Origin of the sequence: Mucilaginibacter paludis DSM 18603, from assembly GCF_000166195.2 — a bacterium.
GTDB lineage: Bacteria > Bacteroidota > Bacteroidia > Sphingobacteriales > Sphingobacteriaceae > Mucilaginibacter > Mucilaginibacter paludis.
Map to the genome: position 1 here is coordinate 1 of NZ_CM001403.1, position 23,275 is coordinate 23,275.

General features: G+C 41.3%; 19 protein-coding genes and 1 tRNA gene. 2 read left to right on the forward strand and 18 right to left on the reverse strand.

Annotated elements, in window-relative coordinates; translation table 11 throughout:
• The first annotated feature begins 178 nt into the window (after positions 1-178).
• Both MUCPA_RS00005 and MUCPA_RS00010 read left to right on the forward strand, forming a co-directional pair.
• Entirely contained in the window at positions 179-601 is a 423-nt protein-coding gene (locus MUCPA_RS00005; RefSeq protein WP_008503714.1) for a hypothetical protein, read from the forward strand.
• Positions 602-628: 27 nt separating this feature from the next.
• Positions 629-1,162, forward strand: a complete 534-nt coding sequence (locus tag MUCPA_RS00010; RefSeq protein WP_040625550.1) for a hypothetical protein — start codon at positions 629-631, stop codon at positions 1,160-1,162.
• A gap of 653 nt (positions 1,163-1,815) precedes the next feature.
• Here the strand turns inward: MUCPA_RS00010 and MUCPA_RS00015 are convergent.
• From MUCPA_RS00015 to MUCPA_RS00105, 18 genes are all read right to left on the reverse strand, one after another.
• Entirely contained in the window at positions 1,816-2,346 is a 531-nt protein-coding gene (locus MUCPA_RS00015) for a PH domain-containing protein (protein WP_008503716.1), read from the reverse strand.
• 513 nt (positions 2,347-2,859) lie between these two features.
• A complete protein-coding gene (locus MUCPA_RS00025; protein ID WP_008503717.1) occupies positions 2,860-3,405 on the reverse strand; it encodes a flavodoxin family protein in 546 nt (181 codons plus the stop codon).
• A 137-nt stretch (positions 3,406-3,542) separates the two neighbouring features.
• Entirely contained in the window at positions 3,543-5,465 is a 1,923-nt protein-coding gene (locus tag MUCPA_RS00030; protein WP_008503718.1) for a DUF4914 family protein, read from the reverse strand.
• 295 nt (positions 5,466-5,760) lie between these two features.
• On the reverse strand, positions 5,761-6,006 hold the full coding sequence (locus MUCPA_RS00035; protein WP_008503719.1) for a ferredoxin: 246 nt from the start codon (positions 6,004-6,006) through the stop codon (positions 5,761-5,763).
• A gap of 4 nt (positions 6,007-6,010) precedes the next feature.
• Positions 6,011-7,249 carry a peptidase U32 family protein gene (locus tag MUCPA_RS00040; protein WP_008503720.1) on the reverse strand — a complete coding sequence of 413 codons (1,239 nt, stop codon included), beginning with the start codon at positions 7,247-7,249 and terminating at the stop codon, positions 6,011-6,013.
• 194 nt (positions 7,250-7,443) lie between these two features.
• On the reverse strand, positions 7,444-7,731 hold the full coding sequence (locus MUCPA_RS00045; RefSeq protein ID WP_008503721.1) for a hypothetical protein: 288 nt from the start codon (positions 7,729-7,731) through the stop codon (positions 7,444-7,446).
• A 355-nt stretch (positions 7,732-8,086) separates the two neighbouring features.
• Positions 8,087-8,974, reverse strand: a complete 888-nt coding sequence (locus MUCPA_RS00050; RefSeq protein ID WP_008503722.1) for a helix-turn-helix domain-containing protein — start codon at positions 8,972-8,974, stop codon at positions 8,087-8,089.
• A gap of 8 nt (positions 8,975-8,982) precedes the next feature.
• Complete coding sequence (locus tag MUCPA_RS00055) at positions 8,983-9,987, reverse strand: aldo/keto reductase (protein ID WP_008503724.1); 1,005 nt, start codon at positions 9,985-9,987, stop codon at positions 8,983-8,985.
• A 1,189-nt stretch (positions 9,988-11,176) separates the two neighbouring features.
• Positions 11,177-11,821 carry a retron system putative HNH endonuclease gene (locus tag MUCPA_RS00060; protein ID WP_008503726.1) on the reverse strand — a complete coding sequence of 215 codons (645 nt, stop codon included), beginning with the start codon at positions 11,819-11,821 and terminating at the stop codon, positions 11,177-11,179.
• Positions 11,818-13,680 carry an AAA family ATPase gene (locus MUCPA_RS35495; RefSeq protein WP_169316139.1) on the reverse strand — a complete coding sequence of 621 codons (1,863 nt, stop codon included), beginning with the start codon at positions 13,678-13,680 and terminating at the stop codon, positions 11,818-11,820. The genes MUCPA_RS00060 and MUCPA_RS35495 overlap by 4 nt, the downstream gene beginning before the upstream one ends.
• Before the next feature lie 459 nt (positions 13,681-14,139).
• Positions 14,140-14,221: transfer RNA gene (locus MUCPA_RS00070), tRNA-Leu, on the reverse strand.
• A 112-nt stretch (positions 14,222-14,333) separates the two neighbouring features.
• Positions 14,334-15,128 carry a helical backbone metal receptor gene (locus tag MUCPA_RS00075; protein ID WP_008503728.1) on the reverse strand — a complete coding sequence of 265 codons (795 nt, stop codon included), beginning with the start codon at positions 15,126-15,128 and terminating at the stop codon, positions 14,334-14,336.
• Positions 15,129-15,142: 14 nt separating this feature from the next.
• The gene (locus MUCPA_RS00080; RefSeq protein ID WP_008503729.1) at positions 15,143-16,546 is read right to left on the reverse strand and encodes an undecaprenyl-phosphate glucose phosphotransferase; all 1,404 of its coding nucleotides are present in this window, start codon (positions 16,544-16,546) and stop codon (positions 15,143-15,145) included.
• Positions 16,547-16,760: 214 nt separating this feature from the next.
• The gene (gene gmhA, locus MUCPA_RS00085) at positions 16,761-17,327 is read right to left on the reverse strand and encodes a D-sedoheptulose 7-phosphate isomerase (RefSeq protein ID WP_008503730.1); all 567 of its coding nucleotides are present in this window, start codon (positions 17,325-17,327) and stop codon (positions 16,761-16,763) included.
• Entirely contained in the window at positions 17,327-18,295 is a 969-nt protein-coding gene (gene rfaE1, locus MUCPA_RS00090; RefSeq protein WP_008503731.1) for a D-glycero-beta-D-manno-heptose-7-phosphate kinase, read from the reverse strand. Before rfaE1 ends, gmhA begins: the two co-directional genes overlap by 1 nt.
• Positions 18,296-18,311: 16 nt before the next feature.
• Entirely contained in the window at positions 18,312-20,789 is a 2,478-nt protein-coding gene (locus MUCPA_RS00095) for an SLBB domain-containing protein (RefSeq protein ID WP_008503732.1), read from the reverse strand.
• Positions 20,790-20,872: 83 nt separating this feature from the next.
• Positions 20,873-22,174 carry a nucleotide sugar dehydrogenase gene (locus MUCPA_RS00100; protein WP_040626880.1) on the reverse strand — a complete coding sequence of 434 codons (1,302 nt, stop codon included), beginning with the start codon at positions 22,172-22,174 and terminating at the stop codon, positions 20,873-20,875.
• Positions 22,175-22,333: 159 nt separating this feature from the next.
• A complete protein-coding gene (locus tag MUCPA_RS00105; protein WP_008503734.1) occupies positions 22,334-23,269 on the reverse strand; it encodes a KpsF/GutQ family sugar-phosphate isomerase in 936 nt (311 codons plus the stop codon).
• Between the last annotated feature and the right edge of the window lie 6 nt (positions 23,270-23,275).

The following is a 23,275-nucleotide window of genomic DNA, read 5'->3' on the forward strand; positions in this document are numbered from 1 at the left end:
ATTTTCTGAAAAAAGTCTGATTAACAGCTCAGTATGCCTCTATTTTTCAGTTAACTATTCTTTATTATCAATTGCGTTTATTATGTTTATATAACCTTTAATGTTGCAGCCTGCTTGCAGTTTTGTCCGGAAGGACCAACTTTTTTAATAGCATTAACCAATAAGGTAAATCATCAGCATGAGCTGGGACATTTTAATTATCAACTCGAACAAACCGGTTGATCTTGAAGAAGGCGAATGGCCCAATTTCAAATCAAGGCAATCGGTTATCGATGCCATCCAGGCGTCATTCCCTGATTCCGATTGGAGCGATCCATCCTGGCGTCGATTGAATAAGCACAATGCGACTATTGAGTTTAATATGGGCGATAGTGAGGATATTGGAAATAGTTTTATGCTCCACGTACGCGGAAGAACAGATATTGCACTGGAAATAGTAAAAATGTGTAGCCAAAATAATTGGATAACTTTTGATGCCTCTGGCAATCAATTTTTGGACGAAAGCAACCAGCATCAAAACAGTTTTAACAATTGGTGCGCTTATCGCGATCAGATAGTTTCGGGCGATGCAGAGAAGAAACCCTGGTGGAAATTTTGGTAGATATTAAAATGCTATAAAAAAATAACGATGTTTAGATCAACAAATCATTCCATATTTAATTTAAAAGCCAGGCCATATAATTTATTGGGCATTGCAGGCTTGATGACGGGCCTGATGTCTTTTTTACCAATACATCAAGAGACATTGGAGATCAATTTGCGCGATACATATTTAGTGATTGCTGCTCCGTCGATATGCAGAATTTTTGCCGTTGTATTATTATTCCTGTGGTCGCTTTATCTGGTATCAGATCATTTAATGCTTTCGCGTAAGCTATCCTGGTTTCATATAGTGGGTACACTTTTATGTTTAGTTTTCCTTTTCTTCTTTAGTATTTACAAGCCGGATGTACCGGAAGTTCCGATGAGATACTATGCGTTTACTGGCTCTGAAAGTCAACGCCCTGGCTTCAACATTTCCAATCTATACATACCAGTTGTATTGATTTTACTACTTGCGCAATTATTTTTTTCCATTAACCTTACTATGGGTAGTATTAAGGTTTTGTTTCAAAAAAAAACAAGTGATGGTCAAGAGAGTAACATCAACTTAGTGAAATAATTTATTTATGTGGAGATTGCTTACTCCCTCAATGACGCTTGGAGATGGTGATTTGCGCAGATTGCCATTATTAAAACTATCGTCATCGAGTATCCTACCGGGCCTCACCCCGGAAAAAACAGGGATGACATTTGAAACCTGTAGGCTATTTTGCGCAGATAGGAAAAGTGCGCAAAAGCCTGACTGCACGCCGGGCCGGGAGTTGGCCTGTGGGCGGAAGGATCGGGCAGTCCAAAGCCCCCTCTAAATCTCCCCCGGTAGGGGAGACTTTTTAAGCCCTCCCTACCGGGGAGGGTTGGGTGGGGCTTCTTCACGCGGCGATTGAGCGTGCCGATGATCTAAATTATGAATACTGATTATCTGAGCAAAGATAGCACATTGATAATCAGCGCACCGAATATGACGCATACTTACCGCTTTTAGAAGATCCCTCCTCCCGTCGTGACGACATGATGAAGAGAAGTTTAGTATTGACAATCAATAACTTACATAAAAGCCATATTATAAGGAGGAACGACGAAGCAATCTCTAAATTATGCAGAACCATGCAGCGCAGTTAAGCCTACGTGATATCCTCTACATGCGGCACTCTGCTATCATTTCACCATTTACAAACTGTAGGTTAAAAAAACGAAATGACAACTCTTTCTCAATTATCCCAATATTCTTTGTTTTTGAACTAAAAATTCGCTTTCTGTCAATACACCGCTGTCTCTTAATTCGGCCAGCTTCTTTAGTTCGTCGCCAATGCTAAAATTTGCATGAGGAGTTGCCTGCGGTACGATTTCAAGAGCGGTAAGTATTTCAGTTACCTTATCAACAAACGATTTTGCTTTATCTTTGGCTACATTGCGGATAATCTCGCCAGAGCGGCCGGTGTTATAGATGGCAATTTCGGCGAATATCATTCCGGAGCCGTAATTAACCGAAGAAATCTGTTTAAGAGGGAAGCTTTCGAGCTTAGCGCCAAAAAAGAAACCTTTATCGTAAAATCCAATCCGCTTGTTGCTTAAAAACAACACGCCTTGCTTACTATTTAAGTTGCCCTGCACAATGTGAATCAGTTCTTCATCGGCCATCAACACGGTGGTAAGGTGTTTAATTTCTTTCTGGCCTAAAAAACGGTCCATTTTCGACCACCCTAATTGTTCAATTTTTTTGTCGAGAGAAGCAAATGTTTCCATTATTCAGTGATGTTGTACTAAAGTTTCAGGCTCACATTTTTGAAAGATGTCAAGGCCCGGTGCAGGTGCTAAAGATAAATCATAATTCGGAATAATTGAGGAAAGTATTCAAACAATATTGACCTGTGGCCACACCAAAGGTTGCTGCCTTTACAGCTATCTGCATCAGCTTTAACATTTGATATTTATAAATTAAGGCTTGCCATTTACTCGGATTACCCGAACGGCACTCGCCCAACCACAACAACTCAAATTAAGGAGGCCAGTGCACTTCACAGATATGGCTTAACAAGGGAGTTCGCTGTTTTGCGCCTGATGGTAAGTAATTGTAAAAAGCTTTTTTTCTACAATTAAAGGATGGCAAAACCAAGATCAACCTTGGATATTCCGAAGCTGTAGACCAGGGTATTGCCAAGTAAATACTTTGCCGCCTTCAACAGGATGAAACCTCGTTAAAAGCGGCTTTGATCTGTATCTTTTAAAAGCGAACGGTTCTTAAAACAAGCCTTCACATTATACGTTCACAACAGCAGGCTTTTCAACTACCTTCCACAAGTCACCCAATATGGTATCTGTAAATTGTTTTACATCGCCATTGGTTAAGCGGTAGGCCGATATGCTATCACGATCACGTTTAGGCCCGGCAGACAATAAATCGGCTACGTGCAAATCAATAAGCGCCACCGGTGTTTGGCCTGTTCTCTTCTTCAACTCGCCGGCAAGTTTCGGATTAGCGCCATCAGAGCCTCCGCTTATTGAAACAAAAGCATACGGGCTTGGCTTAGCTTTAATGTAATTGAGATAAGCGCGAAGCGGCGTTGCCACATGCCCCATCCAAACCGGCCCTACAAAAACAACCAGGTCGTTTTTGCCCAGTGCGTCGGCCTTGGGGCTTACTTGCGGCGTCCGGTCAAATAAAACATCCAGCATAATGGTAGTTGTGGTGCGGGTTTTAAACTCTGTGATTTTGATGAGCTTTGCCGAAAGTTCTGTAGCTAAACTGCTGGCCAAAGCTTGGTTGTTACCAGTTAACGAATAGGAAATAACTGTTATTTTCATGGTTATGTTGTTTAATCATTTTATTAAGCGGGTGCCACCATCAACAGGGTAACCGATTAGTCAAATAGCGCGAAAATAAATCCGCATCTTACGCTCTACCGCTGTTGAATATACACGCGCCATTGTTAATAGCACTCTTATATCATGGCATTTTCTTTTACGGCCGTTTCAACCTTTACGCTCTCTAATGGCTGGATCAGGTCAACATAGTCTTGCAGGCTTCCGTCATTTAAACACATTTCAATAATCTGCCTGCCCAGCGGATGCAGATCGGGCACCAGGTACTCTTCTAACTCCTTCTTAAAAAAGTCCGTTAGAATTTGCGCCCCGGCATCATACCCCTCCACACCATTATCCTTTTGTAAATCAACTTGTAAAAAATGCTTAGGTATCGTTTGCCCTTCAATTTTTAGCGATTCGAGCGCGAAGCCTAAAAGCGGGCAACGCGACGGTGCCAAAGGCTCCTTCTTAAAGTTTACGTTACCTCGTCTGGATAAATATTCGCGCGCTATCCACTGCCCGCTAAAGCCAACCTCGTAAGCGCCAATATGCTGGTTGGGTATCAATATATAGCGGGTTAACGGTGTATTTAAGATTTGCTCGAGCAACAAATTGGCCTGTACAACTTTGAGCCCGGTTGCAAATGGCCAATACGAGCCAACGCCTTCGCTTATCATGCCTTTGCCTGTGCTAATTATACTTGGGTTAGCATGGCCGCGAGGTGCAACCAGACGCCATAACCAAGCCAGAGCAGGTGGCAAAACGTGAAATATACCTATAATGCCATAGGTTGGATTATCCCTTGTACACGGCGGCGTACGGATACCAAAGCTGCGGATATCAATTTCAGCCGGATCATCAATGGTGTTTTCAACATGCCTGCGCGGTAAAATAACGCGCGGGTTGGGGCAAGGCTTACCGGGCGCATCCATGGATGGCTCCCATATTAAGCAAGTAGCCTCGGGCTTGCCATTGATGCTCAAAAACATCAGGGGCTCTTTAGGGTGAATGGTAGCGCGCTCGATATCCGGATCGGTACCGTACTGGGTAATGTGATTGATACGTAAAAACCAGCCGTACTCGGCATCGATCACTACCAATTTTTTTCCGTTTTGCAAAGCTGGTAACGCCAGGGCCATATCATCTGTAATAGGTTGCAGCGACGATTCGTCCTTGATCTCGATATAGTATTTTTCAGCGCTTTTTAAATTGGTACCCAAAAGCAGCCGACCATCGAGTTCGCGGTGCGATGCCGTTGTCATTTCGCTTTTACCGCCCCCGCTGGCCCCCTCGTGCATAATTACAAAATCATTTTCGTAAGGGGTAGTTACCTTCACGGCAGATGCATGCAGGGTTGTCCAGCCCTCCTCCTCACCTATGTTCAATAAAATACCGTAAACACCTTTTTTGGCGCTTGGGCCGGGGTACAGGTTATAGGCAAACATTTCGTGCATTTTTTCGAGGCGATTGTGTACCACCACCTGTTTGCCGGCAAAATGAGTATGCCTGAAAGGTGGCGCCACGTAAATGACGGCGCGAGGTTTAAAACCGTAAGGTATTTTACTCCGCGGAATAAAGCCTTGCAGATCTGCCAGGCAGGTGGCAAAAAAACCAGCATTAGCCGGAGCTACCAATAATGAGGGGTAACCATTTTCTTCGCCGCCAGACATAAAAGGAACGATAATCAATTCGTCCTGGTTGGCAAACCACTCAAAGCTCTCTTTGCGCAAGGCGTCAAAACTGGTGCCGTATCGGTTTGTAAAAGTGGGCTTATCGGTAGGCTTGTCATCACCAATAACCATGCAATCCGGATCGCGACGGCGCAGGTACGGATCGGTATAATTTACGGATACTCCATTTTTACACCGCACTACAGTGGCTTCAACAATGTTGCCAAAGCCTGGCGTGTCGTATGATACCTCGTAGGTATGATCTACAGATCTGCCAAACGAAAGGTCAATCAGGTCCTCGCGGCTCTCGGCAAGTATTACTTCTTTATTTTCGAGAAGATTTCGCAACTCCTGGGGAAGTATAAATTTTTTTATCAGCGACTTTTCCATTGTGTTTTATAATTTTCTGAGTCTGATTTTGATGCTTTACCGGCAAAGTATTGCACGTTTAATTTCGCCTCAATGGTAGGCAAATGGAAAGCCTTAATAAATGATAGGGATCATATAGCGCCGAAACAGCAAAATTTACCAAACTGACAAAATCAAACACCAAAAAATACCTGATTTTATTGAAATGAAAATTATGAGCCAATAATTATTGATATTTATCTAAATATACCGGGAAGCTATCCATTTAAAATGCTCCATGAGCGGTACGCAGCCCTATTTTTGATCATGAGCAGTATTACCTAAGCAATGAGAAGCTCAAGCGTTCAATTTTTATAATATTTACAGGGCAACTTTTAGCGGCAATCATGCTGCTATCATACTCATCATCACCCACAGTTACCATATAAATGCCTTTTTTTTCCGTACCGCCAATCAGGGTGCTTTTACCGTCTTGTTTTGAAATTCGCCAACGGTAAAAAGATGCTTCCACACAAGCGTTGCAACCAATGCACTTATTGCGGTACTGAATAATACGGATCATGTGATTAAGCGTTCACCAATTTATATAAACTATCCGATGGGCGGATCTGGCTATCAACCGGGATACAAAATGTTTCGCCTTTGTAAACCGTATCCCTGGATACGTCGTCGATATTTAAGGTTTTAACCGTTGTTTGAATAACGCCCGTGGTTGGCCCGATAATTAATATTTCGTTACCTACATCCAACGTAAAAGCCTCCAGTTTAAACTGGGCTATACCTACTTTTTTGAAGTAGTTGATACCTTTACCCAGGTATATTTTCCTTTTGGTGGCCTTTGAGCCCGGGCTGCTTGTCCACTCGCCCATTTTGCGCCCAAGATAATAGCCATCCCAAAAGCCGAGGTTAAAAACGTTGCCGAGCTTGTCTTTTAATAAAGCCGCCAGAGTGGGGTTATACAGGCCTTTGTAATAAGCATCGATGGCTTCTCGATAGCATTGGGTTACTGTATAAACATATTCTGGACTGCGGCCACGGCCTTCTATTTTCAATACCGATGCTCCCGCATGAATAAGCTGATCTAAAAAATCGATGGTACATAAATCTTTAGCCGACATAATGTACTCGTTATCAACTTCAAGCTCGTTACCAGTTTCTTTATCAGTCACCAAAAAACTATGCCTGCAATTTTGGATACAAGCGCCGCGGTTGGCCGAAGCAAAATCAGAGTGAAGACTGAGGTAACACTTTCCGGATATGGCCATACACAAAGCACCATGCCCGAATATTTCAATTTTAATTAAATTACCCGACGGCCCGGTTATCTTTTTCCTGGCAATCTCCCGATTGATATCCCCTACCTGTTTTAAACTCAACTCACGCGCCAAAACGATTACATCAGCGTAAGCGGAAAAAAACTCTACACTCTGAATATTGGATACGTTGGCCTGTGTGGAGATATGAACAGGCATATTTTGCTTTTTAGCATATTGTAACACAGCCGGATCTGCAGCGATAATGGCATTTACACCGTTTTTAACTGCTGCGTTGATGATACGCTTCATTGTTGCCATATCATGATCATACAAAACCGTGTTAACTGTTAAGTAGCACTTAACCGAATGGCTACGGCAAATACCGGCTATAGAATTAATATCATCAATTTTAAGGGCGCTGTTGTTGCGGGCCCTCATATTCAGTTGCTCAACGCCAAAGTAAACAGAATCCGCACCCGCTTGTATGGCCGCATATAACGACTCGAGCGAGCCAACGGGACACATCAGCTCAATTTTATTACTATCCATATTTTTACTACCTCAAAACTGAGCAATAATCTGCGTGAGATATATGATGACGGTCATATTTGGCAAATAATGCCCGAATGGTATGGTTTGTACGTTGTGCAATATGGTATAACTCAAAAACACTATGGAAACTGACTCACTTTTGTGAAAGCTAAACGGTGAATTACTTGCCGACTTCAGCCGTATTAAAGCGCCTAAAATTTGGGGATCAGGTTTTCGGCCACGCCTGCTACATGCGTACGGGTTCGTTTGTTTGCATACTTTGCAACAGTGGTTTTTTGCCTATTTAAGTTAGCCTGGCTGTTAACAGTTACCGGCCTAACAGCAGGTATCTGCTGAGTATAGGTAGCCTTAGTACATTTTTTTGGCAAACTGTTTCTAAACGCCCGCCGGGTAGTATCAGTTCCCGAAGGTTTAGAGGTCTGACTGGCGTTACAATAGCATGCCAACAACATAAGCAATACCAAGGCTATAGCTTTCATTTTAAATCGATCTTTATCTTAACACATTGTCTGTCTTCTTCTTACAGTAAGGATAGAAACAAATACAAAATTAACAGACCACATGAAAACAAAATGAAATTAACCTTTGATTTGAAAACAGATTCGACGTTATTACAGCAAAGAATGATAAAAAATTTTACATTAAAGAAGCCCAACTGCAATTTGAATTTGATAAAGATAAAAATGATGTTATAAAACTCTCAATACCAATGGTAAAGGTGCCGACTGGGTAAAAGTAAAATAAAGAATATTCAGCAGTTTTAAAACTATGACAGGGTACAAAAAGCCTCATAAATGTTTCAATAATACTATTTGATACCCATTTTTGTACCTATTAGTTAAACGCCTGCCTAAATTCCAGCGGCGACAAGTTCGTTTTCTTTTTAAATAGCGTGCTGAAGGACTGCGCATGTTCAAAACCCAAGGCATAAGCGATCTCGCTTACCGAAAGACTGGTCGTGGAAAGCCGTTCTTTGGCTTTCCCGATCAGCTTTTCATGGATATGCTGCTGCGTACTTTGTCCGGTATGCACCCTTAGCAAATCACTCAGATAATTTGGTGACAAGTTCATTTTATCTGCGATATATTGTACTGTGAGCAAACCGGATACCTCGCCAGCAAAATACTCGTCAACGATTTTTTCAAATTTGACAAGCAATTCGGAGTTGTTATTTTTACGCGTAATGAACTGCCTTTCGTAGAAACGTTTAGAATAATTTAAAAGCAGCTCGATCTGTGATAAAATAATCTCCTGGGTATGCTTGTCGATATGCTGGCATTCTTTATCGATCTTATGCAGAATCACCAACAGATCCTCCTCTTCTTCTGCTGATAAATGCAAGGCTTCATTCACCGCATAATCAAAAAAGCCATAGTTATGAATAGTATTAGCTAAAGGATGCTGACGCAAAAAGTCCGGGTGAAAGATGAGCAATTCACCCGAACCGCACTCCATCTGCTGTAAGTCCAGGTATTGTACCTGGTTAGGTGCGGTAAAACTAAGCACGCCCTTATCATAGTCATAATGCTGCTGCCCATACCTGATCTTGCCTTTTGCTTCCCGCTTTAACGCTACGCAATAAAACCGGTTTACAAATCCTTTCCAGACCTCCTCATCCAAAAAAACGCTTTCGGCCAAATTGATAACGCTTACCAGCGGATGTTTAGGCTCAGGCAAAGACAACAGTCGGTGGAATTCAGAGATGGAATTAATGGCGTTCATAAACAAATTTAATCATTTAAACCCATCCCGAACTCATCATACGGAGCACCAGTATCTGTACCCAGCGGCACAATGCTTTCCAACTGCGCCAGGTCGGCCTCACTCAGCTGAATTTTAGTTGCCGCAATATTTTGCTCCAGGTATTTCCTGCGTTTAGTCCCGGGGATTGGTACAATGCCTTTAGCCATAATCCAGGCCAGCGCTAATTGCGAAGATGTGATTTGTTTTTCAGCAGCCATAGCCTCAATGGCTTTCACCAATTCGATGTTCTTGTCAAAGTGTCCTCCTTGAAAACGCGGCATGGCCCGACGAAAATCATTCTCCGGCAGATCATCCAGGGTTTTGATCTGACCCGATAAGAAACCTCGTCCCAGTGGAGAATAAGCTACAAAACCTATACCTAACTCTTTTAAAGTGTTTAGCACTCCGCGCTCTTCGACGGTACGTTCAAACAAAGAATATTCGCTTTGTACCGCTGTAACCGGATGCACAGCATGTGCCCGCCTTACCGTTTCTGACGAAACCTCCGACAAACCAATATAACCTACTTTTCCTTCCCTTACCAGTTCGCCCATAGCTTCCACCGTTTCTTCTATAGGCGTATTTTTATCCAAGCGGTGCATATAGTATAGATCGATATAATCTGTATTCAGATTTTTCAGGGAACGTTCCAAAGCTTTTTTAACATAAGCCTTCTTACCATTGATTGCCCAGGTCACTTTATTTTCGTCGTTGATCTCCCAGCCAAACTTTGTAGCAATGATGAAATCCTTACGTTTACCGGCTATAGCCCTGGCTATCAGCTGCTCGTTTTTTAGCGGCCCATACAAATCTGCAGTATCCAAAAAATTCCCGCCTAATTCTAAAGAACGGTGAATAGTAGCGATGGCTTCCTGCTCATCAGCCGGGCCATACATGTGCCCTTCTTCAAAACCTGTCATGCCCATACAGCCTAATCCGATATCCGGTACAACCAAACCCTGGCTGCCCAAAGCAATTTGTTTTATTTCCATAACCCAAAGGTCGTTCTATTTAATTTACAGGATGTATGCAAATCCCTGATACTTGTAAGCGAATCACGGTGTGGCCAGTTGGACATTTTATCGACTTTAAAACAGCATCCATCGCAGCACTCTTCGCTTCAATATCAGCACAATTTTCAAGAAAATAGCGAACAAACAAATAGCTGATTATCAAAACCCAATAAATCGAGTAGGAAGTAAGGGAGTAATTCTCCCTTACCGTCCTCTCACACCACCGTACGTACCGGTCTGGTATACGGCGGTTTGTCAGAATATAGATAACTGATGTTTAGTTTTCCAGAAGTATCTGTTCTATTTCTTCCAGCATACTTCCTTTTAAAAAAAACATTTGTTTCCGGCTTCCGATCGCCTTCTTCGCATGCCGCACCTCAACTCCTCCTGCATTTTACTTTCGGCTTCCGGCCTATCCTCCTACAGGTAGTTCGCTTATGGGGTTCCGTTGTTAGCGGTGACGACACAGAAACATCAGCGTCTTGGCCTATTCCAACATGCAGTCATTCATCCTTTTGTGAGGCCTCCGCCTTAACCCACCCTCGGGTAGCAGCTCGTTTCCAGACTAATATGACGTTTGCTGACTTCTGCGCTATACGATCACGTCGTTACGCAGACCTCCCAGGGTAAGTGTGCACGCTTTCAGTTCATGAAGCCTCTGCATTTACGTTATAGTATCCTGTACAGTGTCGGGCTTTTGCTTCTTGTGCAGCATCACCCATACTATCCCGCCTCATATGCAGTTTCTGTTCGTAGGCTCGAACTTTTGTCGTCGGCTTCCTTCAGAGACGTAGTCGCCTACCATCTCCTTGCCTTTAGCTAAGACTTCCCACTGTAAAGTGTCTTCGGGACTTACACCCTATAGCTGACACTCATGCCTGGCACACAACAAAAAAAGGATTGCTCTTTTTGGAGCAATCCTTTTTGAATTCTGATAGAATCCCATGTTGTGCGGAACCTGTGCAGAAGTTAGACACCTTGAAGATATTTTATTGATAATCAAAGATAATACAGAAGCCAGGAAAGTAGGTACTCAATTTTGTTTACCATTTTACTGATGCTTTGAGAAGCTTGCCTGTGCTAAATATACTGTTACCATGATATTAAAATACTGATATTTAATTACGAGTATTCTAAGAATAAATCAAACATCTTGCAAAATTTGAATTCAAATAATAAAGCCACCGAACAGATATTGTATTGTGGTATAAAATGGGTTATAACTTCCGTTATTTGCTTCCTTCCCTGCGAGATAATTTTTGACATACTGAATTAAGTCGTCTTCGGAAAGTGTTGGATCAATAAAAGTTTCGACAATTTTCCCTCGCTCGGCAGCCAATCGGTCTATATTTAATTGGCAATGCAGAATAGTTAGATCTGCAGCTTCGTCATCATCAATTGACGGATAAATACGTCCATCCGCTGTGTACATAAATTTGGTTTCACAATCGGCTTGCAGGGGGCTAATCATAAGTTGGTCATCGTACCAACTGCCTTTACTAACACCGCAATGCCTGGGTTCTTTTGGGGCCAAATTAAGCTGGCAACATGCCAGCATATTATCATATTCACATGAATATTCTTCATAGTACTCCTGTGGCATAAGATGTTCGATATGGCAGTCTCCGTCTTTCAAAGTACGTTCGCAATAACAGCAAATATTACCCTGATCTACACGAAGACTATTTAAAATGGGTCTCCTATAGAGACCTTTAATCCTCTCGAAATTCGGTAATCCTTTAATATACTTTTTGTCTTGTGCTTTCCAATCGGTTAACGCTTGAGGTTCAGGCGATTTTATAATATGTTTCATTTCCCTATTATCGCGCGCCGTTTAATGAGCGTTTGGGCCTTTAGCAATTCAGGATCTTCTCCAATCAGCTTAAGTAAGTCTTTTATAATTGACTGCGCCTCATCAATATGACCTTGCTGGATATTCAAGTAGACTGATTGAATCATTTTCTTTTCGTGCAACGGTCGGGCATCCACGCCTAAAATATCTTCCAAAATCCTGTCAGTATTCAGTCCATAGGATTCGATAGCTTTTGAAAATTTTACCTTATTATGTTCCACACGTAAAATAAACATAGACTCTGCTTTAGTGTGGCTTATGACCTGTGGCGAATGCGTGGTGACTATAAATTGACAGTTGGGAAAAAGTTCAGTTAGTTTTGGAATCATTAGCCGTTGCCAGCCAGGATGCAAGTGCAAGTCAATTTCGTCGATCAGAATGATACCTTTACCCGCCATGGGATTTTCGCTATAGGGATTGGCCATGGAAAGCCTACGAGCTATATCGCCAACCATCGCAATCAAATTTTTCTCGCCGTCAGATAATTGATCAAGGCTAATGGATTCGTTGTCTTTATCAATCAAAAGATGCGGTCGAGGAACTCGACGAACTCGTAGATTACTGTAACCAGGTACAAAATTCTCAATGGTACGAGTAACAAAAAACAGTTCCCGTCCTTGGTTACGATAGGCATTCTGCACCCTCTCAACATCGTTTTTTATTATCCGTTCGAGGTTTTCCATGAATTCACTTGTATTATTTTTTACGATACCGCTACGTAGTCTTGCAGGATTGTTTTTTACAAACAATGTTTCGATTTCATTTCTGGCTTTATCACTTAGCCACCATAGGCTTAATTGGCTGGAGAACAAAAGTGCCTCCCATATAAAATGAGTTATTTGTGTTCGATATTTTGATATTTCGTTCTCCTCATGTAGTTTGAATAATTGTTGCAGCACTTCCTCTATAATTCCGATAGGATAGTCGTTAAATTCGATCAAATCGTCTTTACCAGAATCAGACAATTTGGACATAGTATGCAGCATAAAATCAATTTCACGGAACGCAGAACCCAAGCCTTCTTCATTCTTGCTTCGGTATATTGCAAAATGGAAAAGGTCACTTAGTTCATGAAGGAAGTACCTTGCGTCTTCATACATGGGTTCAAGTCTTCGAAAGCGATCTTTGAGCCTTCTTTTCATATATTCAGCTTCGTCTACATTTTCCGGCGGTATCAATTTATCAAGATAGCCTAATAATTTATCTATCCTTTTGTTTATCCAAGAACTGTTACTGACCATCCACTTCGAACGCGAATTTGCTCGTTCATTTGCAATATCATCCTGCAAACGAAACCATTCAAAGAAAGCATGATAATTTGTTTGCCCTCCTAACGCATTTTCATAAACATCTAATGAAGCAATACTTTCACGGCCGCTAATATCCACAGTAGCATTACCGACAATACGGTTTACCGGATAGTAGGCAATAACAGGATACGATTGCTGTAAATCATGTTCTTGAATATAAAATGATGCAAGTGATGACACCTCTCCCAAATCTGACTTTTCATGCAGCAATGATCCACTTTGTACTCGTGCTATCCGCCAATTAAACTTATTACCTGCTTCTATAAGCTTCGCGGTTATTGACGAAAATGGCGTATCGTTTTTAATACTTTGTAGCGTTATTGGTTTTCCTGGAGCATTCTGTCGCTGGATTCTCGCAACCAACCAAGAAAGTGAGATTACAATACTATCAAGAATAGTAGATTTACCAGAACCGTTGATACCGACAAAAAGATTTAATTGATCATTTAACTCAATAGTAGCATCTTCAATGCCGCGGAAATTTTTTATCTCAATTCTTTCTAACTTCATAATCATCGGATTTCACCGTTTATCAAAGATATTAAATGTCAATGGATTGTTTAGTGTTAATATGCTCAAACCAAAAGTAGTGTTGCTTGCTTAAAACAAGCATATTTAAAGAATAGGCAAAAGTCCTAAAACAAAGCTATTAAACAGTTTACAAGAAAACCGACCAGAATTTATTACAGAAGAACTTGAGCTATTAAATTTAATGGCGGAACTTATTACAGAAATTATCATTAAGAAACTTCTAAAGATGATTCGATTATGATTACCAACTACTTTAAATTGGGAATAAAAGGGTATTCGAATCCCATGTCGTCCTGACTTCAAAAGAGATTCTGATAATACTGTCTAAATGTCATTAAAACAAGATTTTTCGGTTTCGTAAATCTGTGCATGAGTATTGTGTCCCTTTTGTGTCCGTTAACGTAAAAACCCCCTGTATTGTTACGTACAGGGGGTATGTGCGGAAGAAGGGACTCGAACCCCCACGCCTCGCGGCGCCAGATCCTAAGTCTGGTGCGGCTACCAATTACGCCACTTCCGCGTTTTTTTGGTTTTTTATAGGACGGCAAAGGTAACTTAAAAAGCCGAAAATAAAAATCAAATCTGTTAAAATAGTTAAATATTCGCCACAAAACGAGCTAACATTTTTACCATCAACACTTTAATATTTTAATTAAATTATTAAAATAAGCCACAGCCTTTAACAATCTGCTGCCATACCACGAAAACATTTCACCATCAACCAATACTATTTTTGCTCCGGGTAGCGCTTTCCGTAAAACTTCGGCATGTTTTTCTTTAAAGGGATAGGGCTCTGATGATAACATGATCACATCGGGATTGCGCCTATATAATTCATCTACTGTTACCTCAGGGTATCGCGATGCGGTAAACACGTTCAACAAACCGCAGCGTTGCAGCATATCATCAATAAACGTATCCCTACAGGCAGCCATATAAGGCCCTTTCCAGATCAGGTAGGCCACTCTTACAGGTTTTTGGGGCAGATATAAGCTTGCAAAATCTGCTTGGATGTTACAGGCCAGTAATTGAGCCTGATTCGGCTTGTTTACAAGTTCGCCAATGGCCGTAATCATGCAGATGGCATCAGGTAGATTGACAATATCACTCATCCACACCGGGAATTGCTGCATCAGGAATTCTATCTCCCCGCGATCATTCTCTTCTTTATTACCGATGATCAGGTCGGGCTTTAAACTAATGATTCGCTCTATGTTTAAATTTTTGGTTCCGCCTACTTTAATTTTCGCTTTAACCCAATCTGCCGGATGATTACAGAACCCTGTCACCGCTAAGACCTCCCTATCAAGCCCCAGATCGAACAATAGCTCCGTTTGCGATGGAACTATAGAAATGATGCGCAAGGGCGGAAAAACAACGCTTACAGGCCGGGAAAGCTGGTCAACAAAATCCCGAATTGCTAACATCTATGGGCAAAAATTTAAAAAGCGTTCTCGTCACCCTTTACCGAATTCCAGAAGGTGAGGAAGATGATTTTGATATCAAGGATAAACGACCAATTTTCAAGGTACCACACATCCGCTTCTACACGCTCAAGCATGGCTTCGGTGGTTTTGGTTTCACCGCGTAAACCGTTTACCTGTGCCCAACCTGTTATACCTGGCTTTAGGAAATGACGAACCATAAACCTGTCGATCAATTGAGAATATTGCTCGGTATGGCTGATCATATGCGGACGGGGCCCAACGGTTGACATATTACCCATCAGCACGTTAAAAAACTGCGGCAGCTCATCAAGGCTTGTTTTGCGTAAAAATGCACCAACCTTGGTAATCCGCGAATCTTTACGGGTGGCCTGCACTTTGTCGGAATCGGCATTAACACGCATACTTCTAAACTTGTAACAGTTAAAAGGATGGTTATCGCGGCCAGATCGCAATTGAACGAAAAAAATCGGCCCGGACGATTCCATTTTGATGATAATGGCCAGTATAGGAAATAGCCAGCTAAAAATAAAAATGATGATAAACAGAGAGAATAAGATATCAAATATCCGTTTCATTCCACGATTGAGCATATTTTCCAGGGGCTCGGGACGGATAGAAATAATAGGTATATTGCCAAAGCTTTGCAGATACGTGGGCTTCTTAATGTACTCGTGATATTCGGGGACTATTTTAAAACGTATTAAATTTTTATCCGCATCTATCATCAACCGCTCAATGGTATGATGTTCAGAATAAGGCAATGCACAATAAATCTCGTCAACCTTGTTATTCAATACATACTCCATACAATAATCGGTACTGCCAAGGTAGAGGCCTTTTTCGGTTACTCTTGTGGCCTCATCGTCAAAAAAGCCCAACAGATCATATCCCCGAAACGGATTATTTTTAAAATAGGTGCGTAACTCGTTACCAGCGCGGCCGGCGCCTACAATGATAACCTTGCGCGAATCATTTAATACCGCGCGATCGCTTTTTCTGATAGCCAAAAAGATGAGCTTCCAAAGCCCGAGCATGGTACCAAATAATACGATTGAATAAAAAAGATATTCGCGCGTAATAAAGTAAGCTTTAGTACCGATAACAATCAGGATGGTGATACATATCAGGCTTACAAACAGCAAATAAGTTTGAAAAACCACCCTAAAGGTTTTAACAGAGTCCTTATTTAACACATGCTCATATAATCCTGTAATATTGGCCGATAACAACCAAATAAGATTAAATACCAATACAACCGGGAGATACTGTTTATTATTTATCCATACGATTACCGAGTCATCTAATATAAGATAAGCGGCAACCATAGATACATTAAGTACAAAATAATCAACAGTGAGGTTTATTGCCTTGAAAAATGTAGCGTACCTGTGAACCATAGAGATTTAAACGGATGTTAGAGTACACTAAATTAGCACTTATTTACTATTCAGCAAGAATAATATTGATTTGTTTTTTTCATTCTTGTAAAGAAAATAACAATAGTTATAAATTTCTAAATCTTATCTCCTATCTGTTTAAATTTTATCAACAATCCGGGTAAAGGTCTTAATCTCTGTCTCCGCCTCAAAATACCCGTACAAGCATTAAAATTTAAAACAAATCGTCAATAGCAGAACATAGGATATGGCCTATTAAAATGTGCATTTCCTGGATACGCGCCGTTATCTGGCTATCAACCACAAGGTTTACATCACAAAGATTTTTCATCTGGCCGCCATTGTTACCCGAGAGGCCGAGTAATTTACAATTCAGTTGTTTACCAGCCAACAAACCTTCGATAACGTTTTCGCTGTTACCACTTGTTGATAAACCGATCAACACATCACCGGGGCGGGCCAAAGCTTCTACCTGCCTGGCAAAAACTTTTTTATAACCATAATCATTGCTGATAGCAGTTAGGGCCGAGGTATCCGTTGTTAAAGCAATAGCTGGAAGGCCTTTCCTTTCTTTTACAAATCGGCCTGTAAACTCAGCCGCTATATGCTGGGCATCGCTGGCGCTACCACCGTTACCAAATAGAAGCACTTTATTACCCTGCCTAATACAAGTTGTAATTAAATTACAAGCCAACACGATAGTGTCGACAAAACCATCCTGCCTTATTAGTTTAGCAACAGCAATGTGCTCATCAATTTGATGCAGTATCTTGTTATCCATCAATTAAAAAAAGGGGTTAAATTATTTATCTCCTCCAAAGTTGCAACTGCACTACCTGCTTTACCAACAACAATGGCAGCTGCGTGATTGGCAAAATCGCAGGACTGTTGCAACGAGAGGCGATTTGCCAACCCGAATGCCAGGGCCGCGATAACCGTGTCACCGGCACCAGTTACATCAAATACATCAAGGGCTTTAGTAGGCATTTTGATCAGGTGGTTATCATGATAAATGCCTATGCCATTTTCCGACAAGGTTACAACTACCGATTTACACTGCGTGGTTTCACTAATTATCCTGCAGGCCTGCTCAAGCGTACTATCATCAACAATACTTATTCCTGAAGCTAAAGAGGCTTCTCTTTTATTAGGCTTGATTAACGATGCCCCAAGGTATTTAGATAAATCCCTGTCTTTAGAATCAACAAGCGTAATAACATTATGTTGATTACATAAGGTTATTATTTCTTTTACCAAGTCTGCGGTAAAAACTCCTTTACAATAGTCCGACAGGATGAGCGCATCAATATCCTGAATTTTGGTTCTTAAAAAATTAACGATATCTGCAGCAATATCCGTATCAATAGCATGTTTATTTTCTTTGTCAAGCCTCAACAGATGGTGCTTGCTAGCCATAACGCGCGTTTTGATTGTTGTTTGGCGAGAATCATCTTTAACCAAATGATAAAAAGCAGGCTTTAAACGCGATAATTCCTGCTCCAATATCCTACCAGCGTCATCATTGCCGCAAACGCTGATCAATGAGCTTGAACATCCGAAGGCCTCCAGATTTTTCAACACGTTGCCAGCGCCACCCAGCATGTGTACTTCGCTGGCTACGTCAACAACCTGTACGGGGGCCTCGGGAGAAATACGCTCACAGGTACCATAAATATAATGATCTATCATGATATCGCCAATAACAGCGATATTGATGTTTTTAAATGGATTGCCGCCGCTCAAAATCATTTACAAAAAAATTAAATTAATTTTTAGTAATGTTAAGTACAGCTATAATAATAGCCCCCAGCGATGCCAAGCTACCCAGTAAACCAATCGATTCAGCGGTTGACAAGCCTCTTCTGACAGGTTTCTTAGGAACAACGATTTCGCTACCGGCTTTAACGTTCGGGTAGCTGTTAAAGAATAAAAATTTCTTCGTTCCTTTTACTGTCCCGTTAGGATAAACCACATAAGACCTGTGTCTTAACGCGCCGGGTGAAAAGCCCCCAGCATTGTCTACATAGTCGGCAAAAGTTTTACTTTTGTTATAAACCACTGCGCTTGGGAATAATACTTCGCCGTCAATCTTAACAATTTGCTGCTCTTTTGGAATACGCACTACATCTCCTTCTTCAAGTATCAAGTCGATCTTTGTGCCGGGGTTATTCAATATTCTTTTCAGGTCGATACCGACAAAATCGTTACGAAGCTGCTCGTTTACATCCGTAAGAGAGTCTCTGAAGGTTTTTTGCAGATGCTGTAATCTTTGAACTTTTTCTTGCTGTAATTCATTGGCATCAATTTTGCCTTTTTCAGCATCAATCCCTAACTGGTTTGTCCGCTTCAAGGTTCCGCCTTCAACATCGGCTGATGCCGTTAAGCCACCCGCCCTTTTTAGCAAGTCGGATATTTTTTCATTTTTTGAGCTGATGGTATAGCTACCCGGATATAATACTTCACCTTCTACTTTAACGGTTTTTTGCTTTTGGTATCCTGGCAAACTATAAATTGAAACAACATCAAAGGGATGAAGCACAAATGGCTTACTGTTAAGTTTAAAATTTTCATCTACATTGATAATAGATACACTGGCGATGGGTGAGTTTTTTTCGTTTGGATCGCTGTAATTTATTCTACGGGCAACCTCTATTCGCTTGGGGCTGGCACTTTCTGTGAACCCACCTGCTTGTATAACCAGATCCTCCACAGACATGCTATCGGCATAAGCAAATATGCCGCCTTTTCTTACTTCACCATTAATGGTTACAGTATAGTTATCACGAAGATCAAAAATGGAAGATATATTAACGATATCTTCCCGTTGCAATAAAATATCTGTTTTAGTTTTGTTTAAAACTCCTTTTACATCGAACGGAATAAGCTCGGTGGTGTTGTCGGGTTTTAACCGCGTAATATATCCACGACCGGTAAAAGCATCTTCTTTTAAACCGCCCGCTTTCTCAATTAATCTTGATAAGGTTAATCCATTATCTAATTGAAACTGACCTGGCCTGAATAAAGCCCCCTTAATTGTTACGCGATTTTCATACCGTTCCAAAATCTCGTCTATAATATAAATATCACCTCTACGGGGTATATAAGTATTAAAATCGGCATTGTTAATATCGGTAACACGGCGTTCTTTATCGGTTAACTGTAACACTTTAACGGTAGCTGTATAAGCCTGGTCGCTGAAGCCGCCACTAAAGTTCACCACATCCTGGAAAGTCTCTCCGGGCAATACTTCATATTTTGCCACCTTTTTTACCTGTCCGTTTAAGGTTACCCTTACTTTGTAAGTGGGTACGTTTATAATATCACCGTCCTTTAAAAAGATGTTGTCTTTTTGGCTACCCTTTAATAAAAAATCGTATGTATCAAGTGTTTTGATCATCTTGTTATTTCTAATCACCTGTATCTGCCTGTACGACCCATTATCATTGGGGCCACCTGCTGCGTAAAGCGCGTTAAAAACAGTTGATAACGATGATAAGGTATAACTTGCCGGCTTAACCAACTGGCCAACCATAATAACCTTAATGCTGCGGATATTCCCTAAGCTTACAGAAACGCTGGTACCATGCCCCACGGCATACCTGTTTTGGGCTAACTTGGACTTAATAATGCCAGTAGCCTGTTCAATAGTTTTGCCACCTACGTTAACCAAGCCTATTCCGGGGATCTGGATATTGCCGTCGGGAGAAATTTTCAAATTCCAATCAACTTGTGAGTTGCCATACACATTAATAATAACCTGGTCGTCTGGCCCTAAAACATAATTTTGAGGTGTAGCAATACGCAGGCTTGGCTCAAACGTTAAATTACTATTGCTAAATAATTCCGATCCAAATACGGGTATCCCCGCTGTTGGTTTGGGTGCAACTCCATTTTGTCGACCATCCGAACCGTAGGTAACCTTACGGTCTCCCACTGTATTTTTGCCAGTATCTATAGTTGCTGAATTTCCGTTGCCACTGTCGGCAGCTCTGATGGCGGTGATACGGGTTTGCAATTTGTTGGCCTCATCCTCTGACAAGCCCCTTGCAATGGCAGCACTTCGCAATTGATCATCACTTAACCCTGAAGCCTCCGCTCTTTTCATCATATCGCGCACCTGGCTGTCAGACAAGTTATCAGATTTTAAATTTGCCGCGTTTGACTCCTGGGCCAATACCCCACTCACATTGCCAACATTTAACAGAATGACAATTAGTAACAGTAACCGAAAAAAATATTTCATTGTTTATTTTTTATGAGAATTGCTCTCAATTTTATTTTGTTATAATAAGTTCAATTAATAAAAATATACTCAAGCTGCCAAATTTACAACCTCCCATTTGCAACTCCAGCGTCTAAAATACCTTTGATATCATAAATAACAGATTTTTCTTCCTTTTTTAATTCATTGAAATTCAATTTCTTAAACTCATCGTGCGAAACCGCTAAAATAATGGCATCGTAATTTCTGCCCACCTGCTCAAAACGGTCAATGGTACTAATGCCATATTCCAATTCCACTTCCTGTGGGCTTGCCCAAGGATCGTACACATCATAGCGGGCTTCAAAATCTGTCAACACATTAATAATATCTATAACGCGGGTATTGCGTACATCGGTACAGTTCTCTTTAAAAGTAAAACCCAGCACTAAAATATGAGCATTTTTTACGGCGATGTCGTTCCTGATCATGAGTTTGATCACCTCCAGGGCAACATATTTACCCATACCATCATTTAGACGACGGCCTGCCAAAATAATTTCGGGATGATAACCCAACTCCTGTGCTTTTTGCGCCAGGTAATATGGATCAACACCGGTGCAGTGGCCACCTACTAAACCGGGTTTAAAGTTTAAAAAGTTCCATTTGGTACCTGCCGCAGCCAAAACATCATGGCTATCAATTCCCATCAGGTTAAATATTTTGGCAAGCTCGTTTACAAACGCAATGTTGATATCTCGCTGCGAGTTTTCAATAACCTTACAAGCTTCGGCCACTTTGATACTTGGTGCTTTGTGTGTTCCGGCAGTAATAATTGTGCGGTATAAATTATCAATAAATTCGGCCGCTTCGGGCGTTGAGCCTGATGTGACTTTTAAAATATTGGTTAACTGGTGAACTTTGTCGCCGGGATTAATACGCTCGGGTGAGTATCCGGCAAAAAATCCATGGTTAAATTTTAATCCCGAAGTTTTTTCTAATATAGGCACACATATCTCTTCGGTACAGCCCGGAAACACGGTGGATTCGTAAATTACCACATCACCTGTTTTTAACAAGCCTCCTACTGCCTCTGTAGCTTTAATAATCAGACTCAGGTCGGGCCGGTTGTGATTATCTGTTGGAGTAGGTACTACAATGATATAGACGTTGCTACCGGCTATATCGTCAACATCAGCAGAGCATTTTAAACCTTTTACAGCATTATCTAATGTTAAAACGGCCTTTAGCTTATCGTTATCAACCTCAAGCGTACTATCAATACCGTTGTTAATTTCGTTAACACGTCGTTTTTTGAGATCAAAACCCGTTACCGCGTATTGATTCGCAAACTCAACAGCCAGAGGCAGCCCCACGTAACCCAAACCCACAATAGCAATTTTTATTTTTTCCGACCTGTTAAACATTTTTATAGATAGCGCCTCAAAATACTGTGCAAATATATCCAATTTGTTAATATGTATTTCTAAATTTCCAATGCTGTATGAGGCATCAAACAAAAACGCATCCGATGCATTTTTTATGGCTGTTTAAAATAACCCTGATTTTGAAATTTAGTTTGCAGATTAAACACTATATATTTGATAGACGCCAACTACCCGATGCTCTGCGGACGAACCTACAAGCACAGTAGCTATTTTGCGTTCCATCATCAGTTGCTCAACCTGGCTAACGTGCTCTTCCGAATCAACAACTACCGGGTTCCTGGTCATCATATCCCGAATGTGCAGTTGTGTGGTATCTGCATTGGTTACCAGAGCACGCCTAAGGTCGCCATCGGTAACCACGCCCTCCAGTTTATCCGGTTCACCTATAATTACCATACCAAGCCTACCTTCCGACATTTTCAATACCAGTTCGGTAAAGCTTGCTTTTGAGCTGATGTAGGGTAGATTATCCGTGCGCATCAAACTACTCACCCTGATCAATAATTTACGACCAAGGCTACCGCCTGGATGGAAACGTGCAAAATCGGCTGGCTGGAAGCCACGAACCTCCATCAGCGCTACGGCTATAGCATCGCCCATTACCAGTGCAGCCGTGGTTGACGATGTTGGCGCCAGTTTTAAGGGGCAAGCTTCGTGTTTTATGGCGATGTTTAAATGATAGTTGCAGTTTTTAGCAATGGTAGAATTGGGTTGACCAGTTATCCCGATTAAAACATTACCGTTCCATTTAAGGTAAGGAATAATTTTAAGTATTTCGTCGGTTTCGCCCGAGTAAGATATTAGAATGACGATATCGTCGGCACCAACCATACCCAGATCACCATGAAAAGCCTCACCGGGGTGTAAAAAAAAACTCGAAGTACCTGTACTTGATAGGGTTGCTGATATTTTTTTACCAATTAGGCCAGATTTACCTATGCCTGTTACCACAGTTTTACCTCTACTGGCCAATATCGCTTCTATTACGTTGCTGAAGCTGTCATCAATCATTTCCGCTACCTGTTGCAAGGATTCGATCTCTACATCAAAAACCCTTCTGGCAATATCTTTCATCCCCGT

Excerpts from the sequence above, each read along its gene's own strand:
- MUCPA_RS00005 (WP_008503714.1), top strand. The coding sequence starts at position 179 with ATGAGCTGGGACATTTTAATTATCAACTCGAACAAACCGGTTGATCTT.
- MUCPA_RS00010 (WP_040625550.1), top strand. The coding sequence starts at position 629 with ATGTTTAGATCAACAAATCATTCCATATTTAATTTAAAAGCCAGGCCA.
- MUCPA_RS00015 (WP_008503716.1), bottom strand. The coding sequence starts at position 2,346 with ATGGAAACATTTGCTTCTCTCGACAAAAAAATTGAACAATTAGGGTGG.
- MUCPA_RS00025 (WP_008503717.1), bottom strand. The coding sequence starts at position 3,405 with ATGAAAATAACAGTTATTTCCTATTCGTTAACTGGTAACAACCAAGCT.
- MUCPA_RS00030 (WP_008503718.1), bottom strand. The coding sequence starts at position 5,465 with ATGGAAAAGTCGCTGATAAAAAAATTTATACTTCCCCAGGAGTTGCGA.
- MUCPA_RS00035 (WP_008503719.1), bottom strand. The coding sequence starts at position 6,006 with ATGATCCGTATTATTCAGTACCGCAATAAGTGCATTGGTTGCAACGCT.
- MUCPA_RS00040 (WP_008503720.1), bottom strand. The coding sequence starts at position 7,249 with ATGGATAGTAATAAAATTGAGCTGATGTGTCCCGTTGGCTCGCTCGAG.
- MUCPA_RS00045 (WP_008503721.1), bottom strand. The coding sequence starts at position 7,731 with ATGAAAGCTATAGCCTTGGTATTGCTTATGTTGTTGGCATGCTATTGT.
- MUCPA_RS00050 (WP_008503722.1), bottom strand. The coding sequence starts at position 8,974 with ATGAACGCCATTAATTCCATCTCTGAATTCCACCGACTGTTGTCTTTG.
- MUCPA_RS00055 (WP_008503724.1), bottom strand. The coding sequence starts at position 9,987 with ATGGAAATAAAACAAATTGCTTTGGGCAGCCAGGGTTTGGTTGTACCG.
- MUCPA_RS00060 (WP_008503726.1), bottom strand. The coding sequence starts at position 11,821 with ATGAAACATATTATAAAATCGCCTGAACCTCAAGCGTTAACCGATTGG.
- MUCPA_RS35495 (WP_169316139.1), bottom strand. The coding sequence starts at position 13,680 with ATGAAGTTAGAAAGAATTGAGATAAAAAATTTCCGCGGCATTGAAGAT.
- MUCPA_RS00075 (WP_008503728.1), bottom strand. The coding sequence starts at position 15,128 with ATGTTAGCAATTCGGGATTTTGTTGACCAGCTTTCCCGGCCTGTAAGC.
- MUCPA_RS00080 (WP_008503729.1), bottom strand. The coding sequence starts at position 16,546 with ATGGTTCACAGGTACGCTACATTTTTCAAGGCAATAAACCTCACTGTT.
- gmhA (WP_008503730.1), bottom strand. The coding sequence starts at position 17,327 with ATGGATAACAAGATACTGCATCAAATTGATGAGCACATTGCTGTTGCT.
- rfaE1 (WP_008503731.1), bottom strand. The coding sequence starts at position 18,295 with ATGATTTTGAGCGGCGGCAATCCATTTAAAAACATCAATATCGCTGTT.
- MUCPA_RS00095 (WP_008503732.1), bottom strand. The coding sequence starts at position 20,789 with ATGAAATATTTTTTTCGGTTACTGTTACTAATTGTCATTCTGTTAAAT.
- MUCPA_RS00100 (WP_040626880.1), bottom strand. The coding sequence starts at position 22,174 with ATGTTTAACAGGTCGGAAAAAATAAAAATTGCTATTGTGGGTTTGGGT.
- MUCPA_RS00105 (WP_008503734.1), bottom strand. The coding sequence starts at position 23,269 with ATGAAAGATATTGCCAGAAGGGTTTTTGATGTAGAGATCGAATCCTTG.